The organism is Centipeda sp. (in: firmicutes), from assembly GCF_057271695.1.
Map to the genome: position 1 here is coordinate 25,823 of NZ_DBHIVL010000005.1, position 24,556 is coordinate 50,378.

Below are 24,556 nucleotides of genomic sequence, written 5' to 3' on the forward strand. Positions count from 1 at the left end.
TGCCTACCATTTTCCCGAGAACAGCTCAACCGCACGATACCCCGACTGTCCCGGCACTTCGAGAGCCGTAGCGATACGTCCGTCCAGTGCGTCAATGGAAGAAAAAAGGATAATGGTTCCCCCTCCCCCGATCAGCGCGGCAGAGATCGCCAGACGGCGCATGAAATGTCCATATGGCATCAGGAGACGTGCTGTAAGCAGGGCAAAGGGCATCAGTGCCGGTAGGGTATAGGTCGAGTATTTTGTCGCCATCAACTGAAAGAATGCGTTGACACCAAGTGCCCAGATCAGGAGAAAGATCGTATCCGGCGCAATCCCCCGTAGTCCTCTGTGCAGACGGCGGATCAGTGGAAGGATCAACATGAAGCTCCACGGGAAGAAGATGACAAGGAAGATGGCGGTGTAGAAATACCAGACATCCCACGCGCCGTGTTCCGCGACGGTCGCACGCAGGACATTGTGTACCCCGAAGAAGTTCGAGATGAAATCCGTGCCATGCAGTGCGTACATTCCTGCGTACCAGCTGCCGCCCACAAGAACAAAGAGTCCGAGTCCGAGCAGTTTCATGCGCAACAGTTCGCCGATATTGCGGCGTACGAGCAGGAATGCGAGAATGATGAGCCCCGGCAGGACGATGCCGACGGGCCCCTTCGTCAGTACGGCAAGCCCCGCAGCAAGCCATGACGCATAGTAGAGTCGTCGATCACGCCTGTATCCGAGGTAGAAGAACGCGAGTGAGGCATTGAGAAAAACGAACAGCGTTGCGTCGGTAATGACGCTTTTTGCAACGATCCAGTAGCCAAAGGAGGTTGCGAGAATGCCTGCGGCGAAGAATCCCGTTCGCGCATCGTAGATCTGCCGCCCAAATGCGTAGGTCAGGAGAACGCCGATGCTTGCGAATATACCGGGGAAGAGTCGTGCCGCAAAATCTGTCGTGCCGAAGATCGAAAAGGCAGCGATCAGCTCCCAGTAGAAGAATGCCGGCTTATCATACCAGTACCTTCCATAGATGCGTGGCGAAAAATAGTCGCCCGAAGCAAGCATTTCCTTTGCCGTAAGCACATAGTTCGACTCTACCTGATCGGTGATGGCGAGTGTCTCGTTTCCGAGAAAGAACATGGCACACAGCAGAAGCAAAAGAGTCAGGTGTTTTCCGGTTTCCGTCACAGCATTTCCTCCCGATTACTATAGTCCATCGTGCAGCGCATGCACATAGAGCGACTTCTCCATAAGGATGTTATTCTGGTTTTCATATTACTTTAACATGACTACCATGTTTCGTCAAGTTTTCTTGATGGGTCGATGTATGCTGCGATTCTATCATTTTATCAGCGATCCTTAAACGTCCAATTTGCCCTGCCCCCGCCCTTGCAACATTTATTATGCAAAGGCGGGGGCTTTGTGTTATAATGAAACGAATACTGTCTTGGCACAGGTTTTTTTGCGTACGGTATTATCATAGAGCCACAGCACAAACATAGGAGTGTGAAACTACTTGTTCGGAATATCTTCGATTCTCAAACGCTTCCTTGGCGACAACAATGACAAGGAGATCGCGCGCTACCGTGGCATCGTTGAGCAGATCAACGCGCTCGAGCCCACGATGGCAAACCTTACCGATGACAAACTCACAGGCTATACGCGCAAATTCCGCGAGCAGCTCGCAGAGGGCGTGACGATGGAGGAGATCCTGCCCGAGGCGTTTGCCGTCGTACGTGAGACCTCGCGCCGCGTACTCGGCATGCGTCATTTTGACGTGCAGATGATCGGCGGCATCTGCCTCCACGAGGGGCGGATTGCGGAGATGCGCACAGGCGAGGGCAAGACCCTCGTCGCGACGACGGCGGTCTATCTGAACGCACTCGAGGGCAAGGGCGTCCACGTCGTCACCGTCAACGACTACCTCGCACGCCGTGACAGCGAGTGGATGGGCAAGCTCTACCGCTACCTCGGACTTTCGGTCGGTCTCATCGCGCACAACATGGACTTTCCCGAGCGCAAGGCGGCGTACGCGGCGGACGTGACGTTCGGCACGAACAATGAGTTCGGTTTTGACTACCTGCGCGACAACATGGTGCTCTCCGAGGCGCAGATGGTGCAGCGGCCGCTTCACTACGCCATCGTTGACGAGGTGGATTCCATCCTCATCGACGAGGCGCGTACGCCGCTCATCATCTCGGGGCCGGGCACGAAGTCCACGGACAACTACCGCGTCATGGCGGAGGCGGTGCGCCACCTGAAGGAGGGCGAGGACTACACGGTTGACGAGAAACAGAAGACCGTCGCACCCGCCGACTCTGCCGTACCCAAAATTGAAAAAATCGTCGGTATCACGAACCTCTACGCCCCCGAGAACATCGAACTATCGCACTGCTTTACGGCGGCACTGCGCGCGAAGGCTCTGATGCACCGCGACCGCGACTATGTCGTGCGGAACGACGAGATCGTCATTGTCGATGAGTTCACGGGTCGACTGATGGAGGGACGCCGCTACTCCGACGGGCTTCATCAGGCGATCGAGGCGAAGGAGGGCGTGAAGATCCAGCGCGAGTCACAGACCCTCGCGAGCATCACCTTCCAAAACTACTTCCGTATGTACGACAAGCTCGCGGGCATGACGGGCACGGCAAAGACCGAGGAAAACGAATTCCTGAAAATTTACAATCTGCCCGTCATCGTCATCCCGACGAACAAGCCCGTCCAGCGCATCGATGAGCCGGATGTCATCTACAAGACGAAGGCGGCGAAGTACCGCGCCGTCGGCAGAGCTGTCAAGGAGATCCACGAGACGGGGCAGCCGGTCCTCATCGGCACGACCTCGATCACGCAGTCCGAGGAGATGTCGAACGTCCTCAAGAAAAACGGCATCCCGCACGTCGTTCTAAATGCAAAGTTCCACGAGAAGGAAGCCGAGATCGTCGCAAATGCGGGGCAAAAAGGCGCGGTTACCATCGCTACGAATATGGCGGGACGCGGCACGGACATCAAGCTCGGCGAGGGTGTTGAGGCACTCGGCGGACTATACATTGTCGGTACAGAACGCCACGAATCGCGGCGCATTGACAATCAGCTGCGCGGACGTTCGGGTCGTCAGGGCGACCCCGGCGCGTCGAAGTTCTTCCTCTCGCTCGAGGACGATCTGATGCGTCTCTTTGCCTCCGACCGCATCGCCGGCATCATGGATCGCCTCGGCATGGAGGAGGACGAGCCGATCGAGCACGCGATCATCACACGCTCCATCGAGCACGCACAGAAGAAGGTCGAGGCGCGCAACTTCGACATCCGCAAGCACGTCCTCGAGTACGACGATGTCATGAACCAGCAGCGTGAGGTCATCTACGGCGAGCGCAAGAAGATCCTCAAGGGGGAGAACCTGCGCGAGAACATCCTCGCGATGGTGAAGCACATCATCAAGGACGAGATGACGCAGTACGCGAACGAGAAGCTCTACCCCGAGGAGTGGCAGCTGGACGCGCTCATCGAGGATGCGGAGAAGGTGTACGCACCTGCGGGTCGATTGAAAAAAGCGGAACTCGAGGTACTTGCACGCGACGAGATCCAGGAGGAACTCGAGAAGGTCGCGGAGGAGGGCTACCGCACGCGCGAGCTGCTGTTTGGTGAGGAGAATATGCGCGAGCTCGAGAAGGTCGTCATGCTCCGCGTCGTCGATCAGAAATGGATGGATCACCTCGACCATATGGATATGCTGCGCGAGGGCATCAACCTGCGTGCGTATGGACAGCGCAACCCTCTTGTCGAGTACAAGATCGAGGCTCTCACGATGTTCGAGGAGATGGAGGCGTCCATCATGGATCAGATCGCCTCGCTCATGTACCATGTGAGCATCGTGACACCGCAGTCTGCACCGCCCGCTGCCCCTGTGGCGGAGGATGGTACGTCGCGCCCCGCACCCGTGGTGGACGAGGGCGCACAGCGCCGCGCCGAGCAGCTCCTCGCACGCGAGCGGTCAAAGCTCGAGGATCACCTCTCGACTGCACGCGCCTCGCACGGCGACGAGTCCGTTCCCGCCGAGGCAAAGAGTGCGAAGAAGGACGAGGACGGCAAGAAGGTCGGGCGCAACGACCCGTGTCCCTGCGGCAGCGGCAAGAAGTATAAGAACTGCCACGGGAAGAATAAATAATTTAAGGAACATATTATGCTGGAAGATCTGAAACCGATACTGAATGATCTGGGCGAGAAGCTCGATCAGATGCGCATCTCTCTGGAGATCCCCGCGAAGGAGGAGAAGATCGCCGAGCTCGAATACAAGATGAGCGAGCCGTCCTTTTGGGACGATGCGGCGGCAGCGCAGAAGCTGAATCAGGAGCTCGCCGCGCTGAAGGGCGGCGTGGATACCTACCGTGACCTCAAGGCGAAGTACGAGGATGCCGAGACGCTCTACGAGATGGGCATCGAGGAGAGCGATCCTTCGATGGAGGGGGACATCCGCGCGGAGCTGAACCTCATCGCCGAGGGGCTTGAGACGCTCCAGCTTGAGGTGCTGCTCTCGGGCGAGTACGACGCGAACGACGCGATTCTCACACTCCACGCGGGCGCGGGCGGCACGGAGGCGCAGGACTGGACGCAGATGCTCCTGCGGATGTACGGACGCTGGGCGGAGCGGCACGGCTTTACCGTCGATACCGCTGACCTGCAGCCGGGCGACGAGGCGGGCGTAAAGTCTGCAACGCTCTTTATCAAGGGGCACAACGCCTATGGCTTCCTCAAGTCCGAGAAGGGCGTCCACCGCCTTGTACGCATTTCGCCGTTTGACTCGCAGGCGCGGCGGCACACGTCGTTCTCTGCGTGCGATGTTATGCCGGAAATTGACGATGCTGTGGAAGTCCCCATCAATATGGACGATGTGCGCGTCGACTATTTCCGCGCGAGCGGTGCGGGCGGACAGCACATCAACAAGACCTCGTCCGCCGTGCGCATGACGCACGAGCCGACGGGCATCGTCGTGCAGTGCCAGAACGAGCGGTCACAGCTCCAGAACAAGGAGCAGTGTCTCAAGATGCTCCGCGCGAAGCTATTTGAGCTGGAGCAGGAGAAAAAGGAAGAGGAGATCGCCAAACTCGAGGGCGTACAGCAGAAGATCGAGTGGGGCAGCCAGATCCGCTCCTATGTGTTTCAGCCATATACGATGGTGAAGGACGTGCGCACGAACGCCGAGACGGGCAACGTACAGGCGGTCATGGACGGGGACATCGACCCCTTCATCCGCGCATATCTGAATGCAAAGGCAAATCACGAGATTTAGGGAAGCACTGATAAATTCAGCCGCGCCATCTTAGCGCATCTTTTTTGCCCGCTTTTCGTTAGCAAATCCTCTACGTAGCTTTGGCTATGCGTCCGGTTTGCTGCCTCAATCGGACGAAAAAATCTACGCCAATCTGAGGGCCTATTTTATCAGCGATTCCCTAAGGAGTTCATCATGTGGAAAGTATCTGCCCTTATCCTCTTTCTTGCCGTGAGTATTGTGTGCGGCGTGGTCACGCTGCCGCGCGCTGTCACATCAATGGTGACGGATGGGCTGCGCGAGCGCACGGGCGCACAGGATGTGCAGCTTTCGATCATGGACAGCCCGCGCCTCATCTTTGGTGAGATCGGCGCGATGGACGGTGTGCTCCGTCAGGGGCGCATCGGCAAGCTGTTTGTGCGCGAGCTGACGGTCACGGGCACAAATCTGCGCTTTGATGTGGGCACGCTCCTCTCGACGCAGGAGCTGATCCTCACCGAGGCGGAGCACATCGAAATGCGGGGCGTGGTGGATGCGGATGCGATTCGCGAGCTCATCACGAATGCGGCGGATAAATTCGCCGATGTCGCCGTCACCGTGCAGCCGGGCAATGTCCTCGCTACGGCGAAGACGCGTGCCTTTGGGCAGACCTTTGAGGTGACGCTCGAGGGTGGTTTTGCGATTGAGAGCGGTGACCTCTACTACAAGGCGACACGCATCTCTGCGCGGGGGCTTGGGCTCAACGCCCTCAGTCTCGACGGGATTTTCCCTGATGTGCTTGTCGCACGCGCTGACACCCTCCCCTTTGGCCTTGCATTCCAGACGGTCGAGGCGAAGGACGGCGTGGTGATCCTCACGGCGGGGAAATAAGAATAGATGTGCTTGAACGAATGTGGTGCAACGCCCCAAAGCGAACCCTAGTGGAGCAAGCGGGGAAAGTACACGTTCTGCCCCCTGCGGATTTCTTTCGTTCAAGCGAAGCGCGTTTAAGAAGTCCGCAGGTATTTAGGCAGATAAGTGTACGACCGCTTGCGTAACTAAGCGTTCGCGTGGGGCGTGCATCACAGTAACAAGGAATCATACATGAAGAAATTTCACTATCATCCGATTCTGCTCGCGGCAATCCTCATCGGATTCATCGCGAGCCTCCTCATCGGGATGGAGCGTCATGCCGTCGAGGAGAAGTCCCGCACGGTGGAGCTCGCCATCGACTACGAGGGGCTGTTGGAGCTCGCCGCACGCGAGGGACTGCCTGCTGAGCAGGTGCTCGCCCGCGCGAAGGAGGCGGGGATTACCTCGCTCGCCGTCTACGAGACGACCTTTGAAAAATTCAACAAAAACGGCAAGGCAAACGCCGTCCAGGGCGCGGATCTTCTCGCCGCCTATCACACGGGTACACTCACCGATCCGCGCTGGCGCACATTGGTAGAGGAAGGCAAGATCGTCGGCACAGAGATTTACGTCGTCTCGCATGACCCCGTGACCTATGCCGAGCTGAAGGAGGATCTCCTTCGCCGCTTTGGTGCGGCGCGGGTCACCGTGTATACGGTCGGCACGGATGAGGTCATCGCGGTCAAGGATCACTATGAGGCATTCGAGAAGCGCAACATCGGGCTGCCGTCCGATGAGATGCGTGCCGTCAATGCGGCGGGCTTTGATGTGATTGCGCGTCCCTCGAACTACCATGACTGCACGCCCGAGGATGTGCACGCGGTGTTCTCCCGCATGGACGGCATTGCCGTCTCGGCAATCGTCTTTTCGGGGCAGGAGACGCTCGGCGCACCGAAGGCACTCCAGACAACCATCGACGAGATGAACGCACGCCGCCTCCCGCTCGGACTGATCGAGGGCGTGACCCAGCTGCAGTTTTACAAACAGCAGGGCATGGACGAGATCGCGAAGGGGGTTGGCTACGACCACGTTGCACGTCTTTACGCCATCCCGAAGGACGAACTGAAAAAGCTCAAGATCGATGCCTCTGTCGAGCGTTGGGTGACGACGGACGAGGAGCGGAACATCCGCATCGATCTCCTGCGCATCTATGACGAGCCCGCGCCTGATATGAGCCTCCTCGAGACGAATATGAAGTACTTCGCGGACACACGCGCCGCGCTCGAGGCAAAGGGCTTTACGATCGGGCGGGCGGGCATGTTCGCCTCCTACGAGCCCTCACACATCCTGCGCGCACTCGTCATCATGGGCGTTGCGGCGGCGGGAGTGCTCTACCTCTCACTCATCATCCCCGCGCTGAACCGACGGAGAAAGGCGGTTCTGCTCTTCTTTGCCGTGGCGGCACTCATCACGATGATGCCGATCCTCATCGGCGCAGGTAGCAAGGTGCGCGTTGTCGCGGCACTCGCGAGCGCGAACCTCTTTCCCACGCTCGCCATCGTCGCGCTGCTCGACCTCCTGCGCGGACGGCGTTTCCAGAAAAATGCGCCCACATGGCGCATCCTCGTCGCGGGGCTGGTACTGCTCGGCATTACAAGTGCGCTCTCCATGATCGGCGCGTCCTATCTCTCGGGGGCACTCACGGATACGCGCTATCTCCTTGAGTTCGACATCTTCCGTGGGATCAAGCTCACGTTTGTTCTGCCGATGATCCTTGTCGCTGTCGCATTCATGCAGCGGTTTGACATCTTTGACGGGCAGTTCGATGCCTCGGCGGGCGTGCTCGGACAGCTGCGGGAGATCATGGCGACCCCCGTGCGCGTCGGCTCACTCCTCGGCGGACTCGTTCTCATCGGCGCCCTCGTCGTTCTCGTCCTGCGGAGCGGACACACCTCGGGGATGCCCGTGCCCGGCGTCGAGCTCAAGATGCGCGCGGCACTGGAACAGCTCTTTTACGCGCGCCCGCGTACGAAGGAATTCATGATCGGACACCCCGCCTTCCTGCTTGCGTTCTACGGGGCGGCGCGGCGGTGGAAGACGTGGATCATCTTCGGGCTCGTGCTCGCTGCGACCATTGGACAGGGGTCGATGGTCGAGACCTTTGCACATATGAGAACTCCTGTGGAAATGTCGCTCGTGCGCGGCATCGGCGGCGTCTTCCTCGGCGGTGCGATTGGTGTCGTGCTTGTCGCGCTTGTCGCGGCATGGAATCATCTCTTGGAGCGCGTGCGGAAAGCGGTATAGTATCGCCTCCTTGTAAGGGCGGAAGGGGCGCTTTGTGCAATAAAGGAAGATTGTCATAGGAATGGGAAAACGGAACGGAGGGCATTTCACCCGATGAAGCGGATCGTTGTATCGGGGTACTACGGAGCGAAGAACGCGGGCGATGAAGCCATGCTCGCGGCGATGCTTGAAGTACTCGCGGATTTGGACCCGGAACTTCATATCACCGTCATCAGTGCCGACCCTGCGGACACTGAACGTCGCCACGGCGTACACGCCGTCGGCTCCTTTGCCATGGGCGGAATCCTCGGGGCACTGCGCCGCACCGACCTTCTCATCAGCGGCGGCGGCAGCCTCCTCCAGAACGTCACGAGCCGCCGCAGCCTTTACTACTACATGGGCATTATCCTGCTCGCGCTCATGCTTGATAAAAAGGTCATGCTCTATGCACAGGGCATCGGTCCTGTCACGGGGCGTTTTGCCTGCCAGTGTATGCGCTGGCTCGGCAACCGCGTCTCCCTCATCACCGTACGGGACGAGGGCTCGATGGCGGAACTGCGTCGCCTTGGCATCACACGTCCGCCGATGGAGTGCACGGCAGATCCCGTGCTCGGCATCCATCCCGTCGGACGGGAGGCGGGGCGTGCCATCCTCAGCCGCTATGGAGCGGACGGTGCAAAGCCCGTCGTCGGCATCTCCGTGCGCGACTGGCAGGGCTGGCAGCACTACAAGGAGATCCTCGCCGAGATCAGCGACGCCATCGTCTGCGAGATGGACGCACGCGTCGTCTTTCTCCCCATGCAGTACCCCGAGGACGTGCGCACGGCAAAGACCGTCGCCGCATGGACGAAAGAGGAGTGCACCGTCCTTGCGGATGAGTACAGTACGAGTGAGCTGCTCTCCCTCGTCGCCAATATGGATCTGATGATCGGCGTACGCCTGCACGCACTAATCTTCGCGGGCGTCATGGGCGTCCCCATGATTGGCATCTCCTACGACCCGAAGGTTGACCGCTTCCTCCGCTCCATCGGCGAGAAGCCCGTCAACGACCTGCAGGACATCACGACCGCGAGCGTTCTCAAGGAGGTGCGCCGCAAATGGGCGGCACGCAGTACATTCACGGCGGCAAACGCCGACCTCCTCGCGCAGATGCGCACCCTAGCCGCACGCAATGCCGAGCTTGCGATGGGGCTGGTGCGGAAGAAAATGTAATTTTATGTTACATTTTCTGCTTGTCAATCAATACAATCGTTGCTATAATAAAAACAGAAAGAACGCCCTAGGCGGCATCTTTCCGAAATCTACAAGTTACTTTTTTAGGAATACGCTGAAAAAACTCAAGAAGCAGGCTCGTCTTATGCAAGGACATGCTCGCCCATGGCGTGTTTGCCGTTGTGGTTGCCGCCTAGGGAACAATATGAATGCCTCTTGGGGTGGTAATTATTTCGGGTTCATGTGATTTAATATTGTCACCAATAGGGAAAGAGGGGGGGTCTATATGCCACATATTCCAGGATTGCATCAGAAGAATCATGCGCTAGAGGATGTGCAGGGACTGCAAAGAGCTGTGCAGACACCGAAACTTGATGAGCAGAAGGCGGAAGAGGTTACACCGCACGACGTTGGTCCTGCGGCAATCGCTGAGATTTCAAAGAAGGGTGTAGCACTTTCTGCGAAGGCTGGCGACGTGAACGCTGACGCGAAACCTGTGCTCGCACCTACTGAGAAGCCTGTGCTTAGAGAGGAAGCAGAGAAGCCCTCGTCCGCAGTGCAGCCCGCAGTGGGCGATCAGGAGGATGGAGTTCCTGTGACGGTATCGTCGGATCAGAATGTCGATCAGGAGGTCAGCCGCCTGAAGCAGCGCAAGCAGAAGCTCCAGTCGAGCATACAGCAGATCGCTGATCCAAGCGAAAAGGCATCTGTGAAGCAGCAGGTGCAGAAGCTAGAGGAAGAAATCAAGACAAAAGACTCCGAGACCTATCGCAAGAACCACGCAAAGTATTGGCAGGAGTAGGAGCAATATAGCGTGTAGAGCACACGTCCAGCACCTCCATCTTATTCAGGTGGAGGTGCTGTTTCTTTTTAGGGAATCGCTGATAAAATGAGGCCTGCCAGATTGGTGTAGATTTTTCGTCCGAACGAGGCGGAAAACCGGACGCAGAGGAGTGCTCTGTGGAGGATTTTTCGCCGAAGTGCGGGCAAAAAAGATGCGTCAAGATGATGGTGCTGAATTTATCAGTGCTTCCTATACTCCAGGAACGAACAAAACACAAACGTATTTTCTATAGGAAAAGCCGTCTCCATGCAGGGAGGCGGCTTTTTGCTCGCTCACTCACTCCTCAATCGTCACCCGTGTGCCGACACTGATCTGCTTCTTGAGCGCGAGAAGATCGCTGTTGTGCATACGGATGCAGCCCTCGGAGGCGCATGTCCCAATGCTTGCGGGATCGTGCGTGCCGTGGATGCCGATGCCGTCCCATGCGCCGCCCGAGAGATCCGAGGTATCGAGACTGATGAAGTACGGGCCGTATGCGCCCTCGATCTCGCCCTTGCCGTCATGAAAGTCATGCGTCCAGTAGGAGGAGTCAAGCACTTCGTCAATGGAAAAAATGCCGTTGGGCGTCTTCATGTCGCCGCTCACACGTTTCTGTCCGGCGTTCTTGCCGAGTGCGACCGGCCACGAGTTTACGAGATTCCCGTCCGCGAGGAGATACAGGCGGAACTCGCTCTTCTTGATGAGGATGCTCGTACCTGTGGATGCCTGTGCGGCGGGCTTTGTCTGCGTTTCGGCAGGGAGCTTCTCCGCTGGTTCGCTGATGGGGGCAGCCGCCGCCTTATTTTCGGCAGATGTGGGGGCTGTCTGCTCCTGTGCAGATGTCCGGTCGTGTGCGGTTACGGCGGCGCGTGCAGGAGGTTCGTCCACGGGACTCAAATAGCGGTATGCGCCATAGCCGAGGGCAAGCACGAGGACGAAGCCGAGCAGGGCAAAGAGGCGCGTGTAGCTGCGTCGTTTTTGGCGCACGCGCAGGGAGCGCAGATCATTTTGTGTCATTGCTCATCGCCTCAGATCTTCTTCCGATGAGAAGCAGGGGACGCATGGGAAACATCTCCTTTCATTTCATTCGACAGAGAAAAATCTTCCTATCTGCTACCCCGCTGCTATGCTCTCAGCGTCTGCATCAGTGCCTCTTTATTCTCATGCGGCGTCGTTGTCGGACGTCCAAGGTCCGCACGGGAACCGATGGCGGTGCGGACTTCGAGGAAGGTGAGGGCACGCATCTCGTGCAGCTGCGCGAGGGCATGCGTGAGTTCATCCGCTGTCTGCGCGGTGGGGAGGACATGGTAGCCGACATTGGCGGCGACGGCGGGGAAGTTGATACTGCCTGCCGCCGTCGGTGCGCCGCCGACGCTCTCGTGTGCCTCGTTGTTGAGGAGGATGTGGACGAGGTTCGGCGGAGCGGCTGCGCCGATGGTTGCGAATGCGCCCATGTGCATGAGTGCCGCGCCGTCACCGTCAAGGACCATCACGCGCCGCTGCGGACGATGGAGAGCGATGCCAAGGGCGATTGCACCCGCATGCCCCATCGAGCCAACGGTGAGGAAGTCGTGGGCGTGATCCGCGCCGCGTTTCTCCCGCAGCTCGAAGAGCTCTCGTCCCGTCTTGCCCGTGGTTGCGACGATGATGGCGTCTCCCGCTGCATCGAGGATGTGTGCGATCGCCTCCTCACGGCGCAGCGTATAGTCGTTCGCATACTTCTGTTTGGGTGCTGTGAGTGCGCCGTCGCGCACGAGGAGAGCACACTGGCCGCCGCCCGCGAGGTGGGGGCGCATTTCCTCTATCCACGCAGCAACCCCGGCGGGGGTGCTCTCACGCGTCAGCACCATTGTTTTCACGCCCATTGTTTCAAGGAGCGGGAGGGTGAGCCGCCCCTGTACGAGGTGCTGCGGCTCATCGTGCAGATCCGGCTCACCGCGCCAGCCGATGACGAAGATACACGGAATGCCGTAGACCTCCTCATGCAGCAGCGAAAGCAGCGGGTTGACAATGTTGCCGAGCCCGCTGTTCTGCAGGTAGACGAGCGGCATCTTGCCCGTCGCGAGGTGATAGCCCGCCGCGAGTGCCGTCGCGCTGCCCTCGTTCACCGCAATGACGTGTGCGGGGCTCTGTACGCCGTAGGTCGCTATGAGGTGATCGACGAGCGGGCGCAGCTTCGAGTCGGGGACACCCGTGAAGAACTCCGCGCCGAGCGCGGAGATGAGATCGCTTGCGTTCATATACGCTCCTGTGTCTTTTTATCGTTTTTCGGCGCGGGGAAAACCTCGCCGTTGCTCGCAATCCGCTGCAAAAAGTCCCGTACACGCGGGTAGAAGAAGGCGCGGAGCTCCGCGTTGTCCACCTCATAGCCCGCTTCATGCTCGTGTTCACGCGGGTAGATCGCGACCTTTGCCTTTGCGATGTCCACGGTGCCGTCCATCGCCACAGGCTCCTCTGTCTCCAGGCAGAGCACGTGAGATGCGGATCGTGCCGCGAGGAAGTAGGGCTTCGTCGGGAAATGCGAGTTGCTGAATGTGATCGCGCGTCCCTGCCCGCCGAATGCACGCGGGAGCACGCCGTCAATGTAGTCATCGACGGGGAAGCCGCAGAGATGCCCCAGGGTCGGATAGATATCCACGGGGCTGGTGAGTTCGTCTGTATATACGCCGCGTGGGATCCCCGCGCCACGCATCATCCACGACGCTCCTGTGAGGTACGGATCGACAATGTAGGGGTGCGGACTGAAGATGGAAACGCCGTGGTCGGAGTATAGATTTACGATGTACTCCTCGGGGCTGTAGTGCTCCTCCAGATAGTCGAAGAGTACCCCGAGCGAGCGGTCGAGGTCACGCATGCCGAGGCGGTATGCCTCCTGACTCAGCGGGCTGGGCAGCAGGTAGGGGCTCGGGATCGGACCGATCGGCTCGGTCATGCGTGCCGCCAGCGGCAGCCGTGCCTGTGCTGCCGTCGGATATTGGAAACTCGGCGAGGGCCATGGGTGTACATCGGAGGAGTGGATGAGGATAAAATTGTGCGCATCGCCCATCCCGTCCAGGTGGCGGATGACGCGTGCGACCCCCTCGTTGTTTGTCTGACGGTATGCGGATGTGATAAAGCGATCATAGCCACGCGCCGCACCGGTATAGATCCCCTCGCCGACACCCATCAGATTCGATGTCATATAGCCCATATCGCGCATGCGCTCCGAGAGTGTCACATATTCCTCCCGCAGGGGGATCCCGATCTTGTTGTTGAAGAGCTGGCTGCGATGGGGATACATTCCCGTCTCGATGGAGGCAAAGGAAGGCGTCGTATACTCCGCAACGGAAAAATGCTGATCAAAGATCAGCCCCTCCGCAAAGAAGCGTGCCGTGCGTGGCATCTCCTCGGCGAAATTCCCGCGCAGCACCTGCCATGGGAGGGCATCGGCGAGGATGTTCAGCACGAGACGGGGACGCTCCATATCGCGTCTGACCGGGATCGGCTGCCCCACGAGGAAGTCCTGTTCCGAGGAGAGCTCCGTCTTCTCGTTCAGACGGAAGAAATTCGGCGTCGCCACGTTCAGCCATCCGATGGTATCGACGGTGGAGGTGCGCACGCGGAGCTGCTGCGGCGGTCGTATGCCGAGCGCGGGCAGAACCGTGCCGATCACGGGGAGCACCGCCTCTGCTCCCTCCGAGATTTCGATGCGTGCCGCGCCGCCTGTGCGCTGACAGCGGATGAGGTCAAAGGTGAAATCCCCCGCGCCGAAGTAAGCAACACCGTATGCACTGCGCAAGGCGTTCAGCTGCCACGCCTTATCGCCTTGTAGACCCAGCTCCGCATAGACCCCAACGTAGAGCGGCGGCGTGATATGCGGGGCGACGGGGAGGAATTCGCCGGCGAATACTCCGTCCTCCGTCGTGATGCCCTTCTCCGGATCGTAGGAGGCACGCACGGCAATCGGTGCGAACGGGGGGCGGGACAGCGCGGCGGAGAGACGGTCAAGCACCTCCTCTGTGAATACCTCCGGCGGATAGTGCCCCACATGGAACGGCAGATTGTAGAGCTTTGCCGCATAGCCCTGCATGATGAGTGCATCCGCCCAGCGTCCGAGCGCTTCGTAGGCACGTGTGAGCACAGCCCAGAGAACCGCCTGGATCGGGCGCAGAGCATAGGCACGCTCGGCGCAGAGGACTGCGGTCTCCGCATCACCGTGATGGAGGAGATACTGCGCGGCAAAGAGATCCGCGTGTGCTGCCTCACCATCCGCCTTCCGATAGGCGGCGAGCAGAGCGAGAAAGTCGTCGTCATAGACGCCCTTTTCCGCGTGCGCCAAAAGATTGTAAAAGAGTTCATAGGCGCGGTCGTTGTTTCGCCAGAACACCGAAAAATCATCCGTCATGTTACGCTCCTTTCCGCGCTATCCACCATCAATTCTCCCCGAACCACTCCGGCCGCGCCGCACGCATCGCCGGCCAGAATTCACCGTTATTTGCAATCTCCCGTACGAAGTCACGTGCACGCGGATAGAAGAAGGCACGCAACGCCGCGCTGTCCATGGCATAGTCCGCTTCGAGCTCGTGCGTGCGCGGGTAGATGCCCACCTCCGCCCCCGCGCAGTCGACCGTGCCGTCCTCGTCGACGACCTCCTTTGTCTCCAGGCGCAGCGCGTAGTCATGCGTGCGTACGGCGAGCTTGAACGTCTGCCCCGGATACTGGGAGGAGGTGTAGACCGCATCGCGTGCCGTGCCGCCGAAGACGGCGGGGAGGTTGCCGTCGATCTCGGGGGCAGCGGGGAAGCCGCACAGATGCGCGAGGGTCGGATGGATGTCGACAATGCTGGTCAGCTCGTCTGCGCGAACCCCCTCGGGTACGCCCGCGCCGCGCAGCATCCACGTTGCATTGGAGACGTTCGTGCTGATGATGTCGTGTCTGCCCGCCGCTACTGTGTTGAATATGGGAACGCCGTGATCCGAGCAGAGACTGACAATGTACTCGTCCTCGGAAAAGTGTTCCTCCAGATATCGAAGGAGGATGCCGATGTTCCGATCGGCCTGCCGTATCCGTTCAAGGTATTGTTCCTGATAGATGCGTGCATTGGTCAAAAAGACACTCGCCTTGCGTTCCGTATGGTCAAAGAACCGATCGGAGAGCGGGAGATGGGTCTCAACCGCGGTATCGAACTTATAGCCGAGCCCGTCGTAGGGGTGCACGTCATTCACGGCAAGATAGAGGTATTGATCCACCTCGTCAAAGGCCTGGAGCTGGCGCAGGACGTGATCCACCCCGTCGACGGCGTTTTGAATCCACGAGGAGACCACCACGCGGTCATAGCCGCGCATCACGCCGTGGGACAGCCCCTGATTCGCGCCCATGGGAATCGCGCAGTAGTAGCCGAGATCCTTCATGTACTCCGCCGTTGTCGTCATGTGGCGCGGCAGTTCACATCCCGCATTTGCGTTGAAGAGATGCGTGTGATGGGGGTAGAAGCCCGTCTCGATCGCAGGAAATGACGGCAGAGTGTGTTCCGATGTTGTAAAATGCTGATCGAAAATCGTACCGCGTGCAAAGAAGCGCATGATGTTCGGCAGATGCGTCTCCGCGTGAGGGCGGGCGACCGCCCAGGAAAGCCCGTCGACGAGAATGTTCAGCACCAGTTTTTTGCGCTGCGGACTGTGTCCGAGCAGGATCGGTGTGCCGACGGCGTAGGTGTCCGCCTCGTCCGCATGGAGGCGGGTATCTTCGTTCAGGCGGAAGAAGCTGAACGCCCATTTGCCGATATAGAGATCGCGTGTGCCTGTGGATGCCGTCGTCACGGTCAGCCGCTGATCGGGAACTGTGCCCGCAATGGGGACGATTGCCTCCCGCCCTGCGGGGAGACGAATCTCGGTCGTGCCGCGGATTTCATTTGCCTTTTGCAGATCGAAGAAGATGCTGCGATGCCCGTAGCGTGCGAGCCAGGGATCGTGACGTGCCTCCGAGAGCATATAGCTGTGATCGCTGAGCCCCGCATTCTCGGTGTAGAGGGCGCTCCAAAAGCGCGGGCTGCCCTCCGGCATCGTGAGCGGGAGCTCCTCGCCGATGAATGCATCGTAGCGAAAGCCCAACCCGGGATTCATGAAATAGGCGCGGCTGACGGTGATCGGTGGGTTCAGACACCTGCCGACGGCAAACGTGAGTCGTCCCAATGCCTCATGTTGCATCTCCTCGGTCAGACTGAGGTCAAGGTCAACCCCACCCGTTGCCGCTCCCTGATAGAGACCGTAGGCATATCCCTGCATTGTCACAGCGTCAAGCTCTCGACCAACCGTCTTGTAGGCGGCAGCGAGTACACGCCACACCTCAAGATTGAGCGGACGTTTCCGAAAGGCACGCTCGCCGCAGACGATGGCACTCTCTGCATCGCCGTGGTGGAGAAGGTACTGTGCGGCGAAGATGTCTGACTTCTCGCTCTCGGGGGCAGCCTCCCGATAGGCGGCAAGGATGGCGAGATAGTCGTCGTCGTATTCCGCACGCGCAGAACGTGCCAAAAGGTCGTAAAAAAGTGCTGCGGCGCGGTCATTATTGCGCCAAAACACCGAAAAATCATCCGTCACGTTACGCTCCTTTCCGCGCTATCCACCATCATTTCTCCCCGAACCACTCCGGCCGTGCCGCACGCATCGCCGGCCAATGCTCGCCGTTGTTTGCAATCTCCCGTACGAAATCCCTCGCACGCGGATAGAAGAAGGAGCGAAGCTCCGGGCTGTCCACTGCATACGCAGAGTCTCCTTCGTGACCGCGCATAAAGATCGTCGGTTCGCATCCAGCAAAGTCCACCGTTCCGTCCTCGTTGACGAGCTCCTTCGTCTCAAGGCGCAGGACGTGCTCGTGCGTACGCATGGCGAGCTTGAACGTCTGCCCACGGTACATGGAGGTCGTATAGACCGCATCGCGTGCCGTGCCGCCGAACGCGGCGGGCAGATTCCCGTCGATATCGGGGGCGACGGGGAAGCCGCAGAGATGCGCGAGCGTCGGGTAGAGGTCAAGGGAACTCGTGAGCTCATGCGCGACAACGCCTTCGGGGACGCCTGCCCCGCGCATCATCCACGTCGCACCCGTAGACTGCTATCCGGTGACGTCGACGAGCCATGTCCTAGGGTTTACACTGAAGATCGGAACACCGTGGTCGGAGTAGAGGTTCACGATGTATTCGTCCTCGTCGAACTGCTCCGCGACGTAGGCGAGCAGTTGACCGATCGTGCGGTCAACATTGCGTGCACCATCCAAAAACTGCTGCTGATAGATCTCCGCATTCGGCAGGCGGACACTGGCGACGCCGTCTTGCACCTCATAGAGCCGGTCGGAGAGCGGGAGCGATGTCTCCACCGGCAGATTGAATTTGTACCCTTTTGCATCATAAGGATGTACGTCTGAGACATGGAGAAAGAGGAAGAGATCCGTCTCGCCGAATGCCTTGATATAGCGTATCGTGCGGTCTGCTCCCTCGAAAGCGTGCGTATCCCACGAGCAGGGAGAGATCTGATCATATCCGCGGAAAATATTGCTGTAGAGGCAGTCCGACATGAGCATGGGAGAGGCACAGTGATAGCCGAGATCCTTCATGCGCTCCGCGAGCGTGATGAAGTTCGGCGCGAGTCTGTGATAGTGCTTCCCGTTGAAAAGCTGCGTGTGATGGGGGTAGCAGCCCGTCTCGATGCCGGGGAGTGCAGGATAGGTGTACTCCGAGGTGGAGAAGTGCTGATCGAAGAGGATGCCCTGTTTGAAAAAGGCGGCAAGATTCGGCATATCCTGTGCGAAGCGGGGGCGCATGACCGGCCATGAGAGGGCATCGACGAGAATGTTCAGTACGAGCCGTTTGCGGTGCGGACTGTGTCCAAGGCGGATGGGGATACCGACGGCGATGGGCGCATCCGGCGTCGTGCGCAGGGTTGTGTCCTCCTGCAAGCGATAGTAGCTGAACGCCCATTTCCCAAGATATGTGGTACGTGTCCCGAGCGATGCCGTCTCCACGGAGAGGGGCTGCTCGTCTGCTGTCCCCGCGAGCGGCAGTATGATCTCCTGTCCGTCCTCGATGGCGATGTTTACTGTGCCGCAGACCTCGCGTGCCTTTTGCATCTGAAAGGTAAAATCACGATGCCCGTATACCGCGAACCACAGGGCGTTGCGTACATCGTCGATCAGGTAGCTCTTCTCCGAGAGGAAGCCGTAGTCCGCATAGCAGGCGACCCAGAAGGGATCGCTGCCCGCAGGAACCGGCAGCGGCATCGTCTCGCCGATGAAGACATCGCGGTGGAAGTGTACCTTATCGTTCTTGAGGTAGGCACGGTAGGTTGCCATTGGCGCATACGTCGTATCTTCGAGCGCGGCGGACAGGTAGGAGAGTGCCTCGTTTACGGGCGTATGTGTGAGACGCAGCGGAGGGAGGGGATCCCCGTAGAGACTGTGACAGTATGCCCGCAAAACGAGCGCATCGAGGTCGCGTCCTAGCTGCTCGTATGCGGCGGCGAGCACCTTCCACACCTCGTAGTTCACGGGGCGGCGGGCAAAGGCACGTTCGCCGCAGATGGCGGTATCCTCCGCATCGCCGTGGTGGAGGAGGTACTGCGCAGCGAAGATGTCCGCCTTCTCACTGTCGGGAGACTCCTCCCGATAGGCAGCCAGCTGTGCCAGAAAGTCATCGTCATATTCGTTGCGCTGCGCACGCGCAATGAGATCTTGAAAGAGCGTGTATGCGCGTTCATTGTTCTGCCAGAATACGCTGAGATCGTTTGTCATACTTTGTCCTTTCCCGACAGAGCCCTTAGGAAGTCGCTGATAAAATAGACCCTCAGAGTGACGCAGCTGAATTTATCAGTGCTTCCCTAGCGTACGAACAGTTCGCCGTTGTTGGATATCTCCCGCAGAAAACTGCGTGCGCGTGGATAGAAGAAGGCACGCAGCTCCTCGGTGTCGACCGCATAGGCGGGGTGACATTCGTGCCCACGCAGGTAGATGCACGCCTCTGCGTCCGTGAAGTCCGCTGTTCCATCCAGTGCGGTACAGCCGCGTGTCTCGACGCGCAGGACGTGCTCGTGCGTGCGTACGGCGAGCTTGAACGTCTGCCCCGGGAACTGTGACGTACTGTAGACCGCGTCGCGTGCCGTACCGCCAAAGACAGCGGGCAGGTTGCCGTCGATGTCCGCCGCAACAGGGAAGCCGCAGAGATGCGCGAGGGTAGGATAGATATCGACACTGCTCGTCAGTTCATGCACAATGCCACTCGTGGGGACACCCGCCCCGCGCATCATCCATGCCGCACCTGTCGCGTATTCTCCGATGAGGTCAGTCTCTGCTCCCGCAGGATCGGGGTCGAAGAGTGCGCAGCCGTGATCGGAGTAGAGATTTACAATATACTCGTCCTCGTCATAGTGCTCCTCGATATAGGAGAGGAGTGCCCCGACGCTGCGGTCGATATGCCGGAGGCTCACGAGGTGCTGCTCCAGATAGATCGGCAGACGCGGTGTCCGTACACTCGGCAGGGACGGATCAAGCGGGACGAAGCGATCGGAAAGGGGGATGTGCGCCTCCACCTCCGTGGAAAACCTGGGCGGCATTTGTACGTTGAGCGGATGCACATCGCTCGTATGGTAGAGCATGAAGTGATCCACGTCGGGCAGTGCCTCCAATGTACGCAGAAGGCGTTCTGTCCCCTCGTAGGCGGGCTGAAAGCCATGCGTCGAGATGAGGCGGTGATAGCCGCGGTATACACCGCTGTAGAACGTCTGCCCCGTAGCGAGCGGTGCGCTGCAGTAGTAGCCCAGATCCTGCATCTCCTCGGCAACTGTCCGCATTGTGCATGGCAGCTCGTGCGCATCCCGTTCGTTGAAAATCTGTGTGTGGTGGGAATAGCGTCCCGTCTCGATGGAGGGGATGGATGGGAAGGTGTGCTCGGATGCAGAGAAATGCTGATCGAAGATGACGCCGCGTGAAAAGAATTTCGCAATCTGTGGCATGTACTCCGCAAATAGAGGGCGTACAGCCGGCCAGCACAGCCCGTCGATGAGCAGATTCAGCACGAGCTTTTTGCGATGCGGACTGTGCCCGAGGCGAATTGGCGTACCGACGGCAAAGGGAGCATCGTCTGAGCGCAGTGTTGCTGTCTCTGTGAGGCGGAAATAGCTGAACATCCACTTGCCAAGGTAGCCGGGATATGCGTTTCCAGCAGTCTGAATCGTAAACGGCTGATCCTCCGTCGTCCCCGCGACAGGTACAACGAGTGACGTGCCTGTCGGGACTTCGATGCGGGTACTGCCCGTCACCTCCCGTGCCTTTTGAATGTCAAAGGTTGCATCCCGATTGTTGATGAAGAACTTGAGGTTATGCCGCATGGGTTCATGAACCTGTGACATCATGGAGAGAAACCCCTCATCAATGAAGATGCCAACCCAGAAACGGGCACTGCCGCTTGGCATCGTGGTGGGAATCTCCTCGCCGAGGTAAATATCGTTGACGAGCTGCACGACACCGTTTTCAAGAACTGCACGACCGATGATCAGCGGCGCGTAGCTCGACATATTCGTCGCCAGGGTGAGGCGGCTGAGTGCCTCGTGCTGAGGGCTTTGTGGGAGGGGCGGGTTGAACGCATCATTGGGGGCGCGGCGCTGACAGTATCCCTGCATTGTGAGGGCATCGAGCGCACGTCCGACCGCTCGGTAGGCATCGGCAAGCGTGCTCCACACGACGAAACTCTGCGGACGTTTTGCGTAGGCACGCTCCCCGCAGATCGCTGCATTCTCCGCATCACCATGATGGAGGAGATACAGTGCGGCAAAGATATCCGCACGCTCGGAGTCGGGGGCAGCCATCCGATAGGCGGCAAGCGCGGCGAGGAAATCGTCGTCGTAGGCAGATCTCTGCCCGCGTGCAAGCAGATCGAGAAAAAGCGTGCGGGCGTGGGTGTTGCTTTGCCAAAATACGGTGAAATCGTCCTGCATTTATCCTGTGTCCTTTCGAGGTGTCTTATGCCTGCAGCGCTTCCGCAAGCACGCGGAAAAAGCCCTTGATGTCCGTCTCGTCAATCGCACCGAGGGCGCAGAGGCGAAATGTCGATGCGGTCTGCATCTTGCCGGGATAGATCGTGTAGCCGCGCTCGTAGCAGTAATCATGCACGCGCCGAAAGTCAAAGTCTGCGGGGTACTCGACCGCGACGACGAGCCCCGACTGGAGCGCACGCGGAATGGCTTCCTTTAGCCCGAGCTTTGCAAGTCCCTCGTGGATCGCCTCGATCGTGCGTGTGTGGCGTGCCCATTTTTTCGTTTCGCCCTCGGCGAAGTACTCTGCGAGGGCGCGTTTTGCCGCATAGACGGTCTGCACGGGCGGGGTAAAGCGCATCTCGCCTGTCTGCTCGAATCCCTCGTACTGCATGACGAGATTCGTGTAGTACGAGCGAACGGGATATGCCTTTGCCGCTGTGAGGACGGATTTTTTCGCCAGCACAAACGAAAGCCCCGTCATGCCTTGGATGCCCTTCTGCGCCGAGGACATACACACGTCGATGTTCATCTCATCGACGGAGAACGGGATCATCGCATAGGTCGAGATCGTGTCCGCGATCATGATTGCACCGTGCGCGTGGGCGCGTGCGCCGATCTCCCGCACGGGGTTCAGGATGCCCGTCCCCGTCTCCTGATGCGTTGTGTAGACGGCGGTGATGTCGGGGTTCTCGTTCAGTGTGCGTTCAATCTCATCGAGGTCGGGCAGACCGTCGATTGGGAATTTCAGGTCGATGTGCGGCACAGAGTAGGCGCGCGCCATCTCTGCCGCCCGCGCGGAATACGCCCCGTTGTTGACGATGAGGAGCTTTCCGTCAGCGGGGATGAGCGAGCTGACGCACGCGTCCATGCAGATCGTACCCGAGCCGCAGAAAAGGACGGTCGTCCACTCCGTTTCATTTGCGTGGACGACCTTGAGGAGATCCGCGCCGAGATCGCGCATGAGCGCACCGAATTCACGCTCGCGTGGGCAGATATCGGGGACGAGCTGCGCGGCTTTCACTGTATCCGTGGTGGTCGCGGGACCGGGGTTGAGAAGGATGTTGCGTTTGATGTTCATAGCTTACTTCCGATACATAAAGCAGTTGAAGATAAACGGTGTGTTCCAGTAATTTGCCATTTCGAGATTTGGGAATACGAGACGCAGATCGTGTTCCCGTGCAAAGTCCTCGAAGAACTCTCTGCGGAAGAAAAGGCGGCCGAGCCCCTCATAGCGTTCATCGTAGTTTGGGATGTTCGCGCGGCGGAACGTGAGATAGTCCTGCCGTTTCGCGCGGTCATGGAGATCCGTGACGGCGATGGCGTACCGCGACTTTTCGAGCATCCGCCGAAGGACGCGGGCTGCGTATGCGTGGTCGGGGAAATAGGAGAAGACGCCGCAGGAATAGACGGCATCGTACTTCTCCTCCGTCGGGATATCCGCCGCCTCCATCGCGCCCATCTCGCGTGCGTCAGGGACGACAGCATGCGCCGTTTCGATCAGCCCCTCGGCGTAGTCCGAGCCGCCGACGATCAGTCCGTTGCGCTGCATAAGATACATGTTTGCGCCTGCGCCGCAGCCGACCTCATAGACGCTCTTGCCCGGTGTGAGGTCGAGGAGTTCCATCAGCCCCTCATGAAAGTTCAAAAATGCCTCAAGCGGGATGCCGTCGCCCATGACATCGTAACCGTTGAGTCGTTTCAGCTCGAGATAAACGTGCTCCCAGTCGCCGTCGAGTCCGCCCGTGAGGGGCTTGCGGCGGTTCCAGATCTCTTTCCATTTGTTTCCCATTACATTACCTCAATCAGTCGGATGATGTCCTTGATCGGTAGCAGCGTGCTGTCGATCTCGTGTGCGCGGTGGTGCGTGAGGATGGAGCGTGCTGCGTTCTCCATGGCGGGGAATGCCGCACGCGTGAGCTGGTTCGCGTAGATGACGATGCGAACGCCGTGCGACGCAAGCTCCGCCTCCGTGATCGTGTTGTAGGAGGAGGGAACCGCGACGATGGGAACGCTCGGATGCTGCGTGCGGAACGCATCGCAGAACGCAATGACCTCGTCGGGCGTCTTCGTGCGCGAGTGGATCATGATGCCGTCCGCGCCCGCCGCGACATACGCGTATGCACGGTTGAGAGCGTCTGCTAATCCTTTTTCCAGAATCAGGCTCTCGATGCGTGCGATGATCATGAACTCCTCGGTGCGCTGCGCCGCCTTGCCCGCCGCGATCTTCGCGGAGAAGTTTTCGATCGTATCCTGTGTCTGCGCGACCTCTGTGCCGAAGAGGGAGTTGCGCTTTGCGCCCGTCTTGTCCTCGACGATGACGGCGGAGACGCCAATGCGCTCCAATGTACGGACGTTGTAGGCGAAATGCTCCGCCGTGCCGCCCGTGTCCATATCGAGGATGATGGGCTTCGTCGTCACGTCCATGACCTCGTTGATGGTCTGGATGCGGTCGGAGAGGTCAACCAGCTCGATGTCGGGTTTGCCGCGTGCGGTCGAGTCACAGAGGCTTGAGACCCACATGGCGTCGAACTGGTCGAGCCCGCCATCGCTTTCCACAACGGTTTTCTCGGCGATCAGCCCGGTCAGCCCGTTGTGTACCTCGATGGTCTTGACGATGGGAACGATGTCGAGCAGACGGCGCAGCCGTCCGCGCCGCGCCTCGGGCATGGCGAGCTGCTCACGCATCCGCCAGTCGATGTTACGCACCTCGGCGCTCTCCGTATAGGGCGGCTCGACGAGCTCGCCGCCGTAGCGTGCGAGAGCGGCGAGGACGTTCTGACGGATGGAGGACTCCGGCCCCTGCGCCCAGTTGCTCCCGTGCACGACGTAGTTGGGACGCAGACGGTCAAGGATCTCGTCGTACATGATGTGCTCCTGTACGACGACCTCCGCGACCTCGGGCAGGGCGCGGATCATCTCCATGCGCTCCGCGAGCGTCTTGGTTGGAAAGCGGTTGTAGCGCACCATCTCCGCGTCGGAGAGTACGCCGACCGTAACCCGCCCCAGTTCTGCCGCTGCACGCAGGAGATTTCTGTGTCCCTCGTGGATGATGTCGGTGCAGAAGCAGGTATATACTTTCTTCATGTGGTAGTTCTCCCTCTATCCCCATTGGATTTTTAGGGAATCGCTGATAAAATGAAGTCCGTCAGATTGGCGTAGATTTTTTCG

Annotated in this window: 16 protein-coding genes and 1 pseudogene; 6 read left to right on the top strand and 11 right to left on the bottom strand. The window is 59.2% G+C overall.

From position 1 onward, the window contains the following. Positions 1–3: 3 nt before the first annotated feature. Positions 4–1,167: an ArnT family glycosyltransferase gene (locus ACO6BQ_RS01885; RefSeq protein ID WP_489119174.1), complete on the bottom strand. Its 1,164-nt coding sequence runs from the start codon at positions 1,165–1,167 to the stop codon at positions 4–6. 328 nt (positions 1,168–1,495) lie between these two features. On the opposite strand from ACO6BQ_RS01885, the gene secA reads away from it, so the two are divergent. After that, positions 1,496–4,141, top strand: a complete 2,646-nt coding sequence (secA, locus tag ACO6BQ_RS01890; RefSeq protein ID WP_489119176.1) for a preprotein translocase subunit SecA — start codon at positions 1,496–1,498, stop codon at positions 4,139–4,141. Positions 4,142–4,156: 15 nt separating this feature from the next. Continuing rightward, complete coding sequence (prfB, locus tag ACO6BQ_RS01895) at positions 4,157–5,263, top strand: peptide chain release factor 2 (RefSeq protein ID WP_489119178.1); 1,107 nt, start codon at positions 4,157–4,159, stop codon at positions 5,261–5,263. On the opposite strand, the gene ACO6BQ_RS01900 is transcribed toward prfB, so the two are convergent. Beyond that, the gene (locus ACO6BQ_RS01900) at positions 5,260–5,373 is read right to left on the bottom strand and encodes a secretion protein HlyD (protein WP_106626817.1); all 114 of its coding nucleotides are present in this window, start codon (positions 5,371–5,373) and stop codon (positions 5,260–5,262) included. The genes prfB and ACO6BQ_RS01900 overlap by 4 nt on opposite strands. A 64-nt stretch (positions 5,374–5,437) precedes the next feature. Between ACO6BQ_RS01900 and ACO6BQ_RS01905 the strand changes: the two genes are divergently transcribed. From ACO6BQ_RS01905 to ACO6BQ_RS01920, 4 genes are all read left to right on the top strand, one after another. Beyond that, a complete protein-coding gene (locus ACO6BQ_RS01905) occupies positions 5,438–6,112 on the top strand; it encodes a DUF2993 domain-containing protein (RefSeq protein WP_489119181.1) in 675 nt (224 codons plus the stop codon). A 213-nt stretch (positions 6,113–6,325) separates the two neighbouring features. Beyond that, positions 6,326–8,377 carry a DUF5693 family protein gene (locus ACO6BQ_RS01910; RefSeq protein WP_489119183.1) on the top strand — a complete coding sequence of 684 codons (2,052 nt, stop codon included), beginning with the start codon at positions 6,326–6,328 and terminating at the stop codon, positions 8,375–8,377. A gap of 93 nt (positions 8,378–8,470) precedes the next feature. After that, positions 8,471–9,568: a polysaccharide pyruvyl transferase CsaB gene (csaB, locus tag ACO6BQ_RS01915; RefSeq protein ID WP_489119185.1), complete on the top strand. Its 1,098-nt coding sequence runs from the start codon at positions 8,471–8,473 to the stop codon at positions 9,566–9,568. A gap of 286 nt (positions 9,569–9,854) precedes the next feature. Further along, positions 9,855–10,370 (top strand): hypothetical protein, encoded by a 516-nt coding sequence (locus tag ACO6BQ_RS01920; protein ID WP_489119187.1) that lies wholly within the window; start codon positions 9,855–9,857, stop codon positions 10,368–10,370. Between the two features lie 318 nt (positions 10,371–10,688). Here ACO6BQ_RS01920 and ACO6BQ_RS01925 read toward each other — a convergent pair whose 3' ends face one another. From ACO6BQ_RS01925 to aepX, 9 genes and pseudogenes are all read right to left on the bottom strand, one after another. Further along, positions 10,689–11,408, bottom strand: coding sequence for a L,D-transpeptidase family protein (locus ACO6BQ_RS01925; RefSeq protein ID WP_489119189.1), 720 nt, complete (start codon positions 11,406–11,408; stop codon positions 10,689–10,691). 107 nt (positions 11,409–11,515) lie between these two features. Beyond that, entirely contained in the window at positions 11,516–12,631 is a 1,116-nt protein-coding gene (aepY, locus tag ACO6BQ_RS01930; protein WP_489119192.1) for a phosphonopyruvate decarboxylase, read from the bottom strand. Continuing rightward, complete coding sequence (locus ACO6BQ_RS01935) at positions 12,628–14,775, bottom strand: sulfatase-like hydrolase/transferase (RefSeq protein WP_489119195.1); 2,148 nt, start codon at positions 14,773–14,775, stop codon at positions 12,628–12,630. The genes aepY and ACO6BQ_RS01935 overlap by 4 nt, the downstream gene beginning before the upstream one ends. Positions 14,776–14,803: 28 nt before the next feature. Next, complete coding sequence (locus ACO6BQ_RS01940; protein ID WP_489119197.1) at positions 14,804–16,969, bottom strand: sulfatase-like hydrolase/transferase; 2,166 nt, start codon at positions 16,967–16,969, stop codon at positions 14,804–14,806. Positions 16,970–16,997: 28 nt separating this feature from the next. Then, positions 16,998–19,151: pseudogene (locus ACO6BQ_RS01945) on the bottom strand (sulfatase-like hydrolase/transferase). A gap of 86 nt (positions 19,152–19,237) precedes the next feature. Further along, on the bottom strand, positions 19,238–21,349 hold the full coding sequence (locus tag ACO6BQ_RS01950; RefSeq protein WP_489119199.1) for a sulfatase-like hydrolase/transferase: 2,112 nt from the start codon (positions 21,347–21,349) through the stop codon (positions 19,238–19,240). A gap of 25 nt (positions 21,350–21,374) precedes the next feature. Continuing rightward, positions 21,375–22,466 carry a 2-aminoethylphosphonate aminotransferase gene (locus ACO6BQ_RS01955; RefSeq protein ID WP_489119201.1) on the bottom strand — a complete coding sequence of 364 codons (1,092 nt, stop codon included), beginning with the start codon at positions 22,464–22,466 and terminating at the stop codon, positions 21,375–21,377. A 3-nt stretch (positions 22,467–22,469) separates the two neighbouring features. Further along, positions 22,470–23,177, bottom strand: coding sequence for a class I SAM-dependent methyltransferase (locus tag ACO6BQ_RS01960; protein ID WP_489119203.1), 708 nt, complete (start codon positions 23,175–23,177; stop codon positions 22,470–22,472). Further along, positions 23,177–24,472: a phosphoenolpyruvate mutase gene (aepX, locus tag ACO6BQ_RS01965; RefSeq protein ID WP_489119206.1), complete on the bottom strand. Its 1,296-nt coding sequence runs from the start codon at positions 24,470–24,472 to the stop codon at positions 23,177–23,179. Before aepX ends, ACO6BQ_RS01960 begins: the two co-directional genes overlap by 1 nt. Positions 24,473–24,556: the final 84 nt, after the last annotated feature.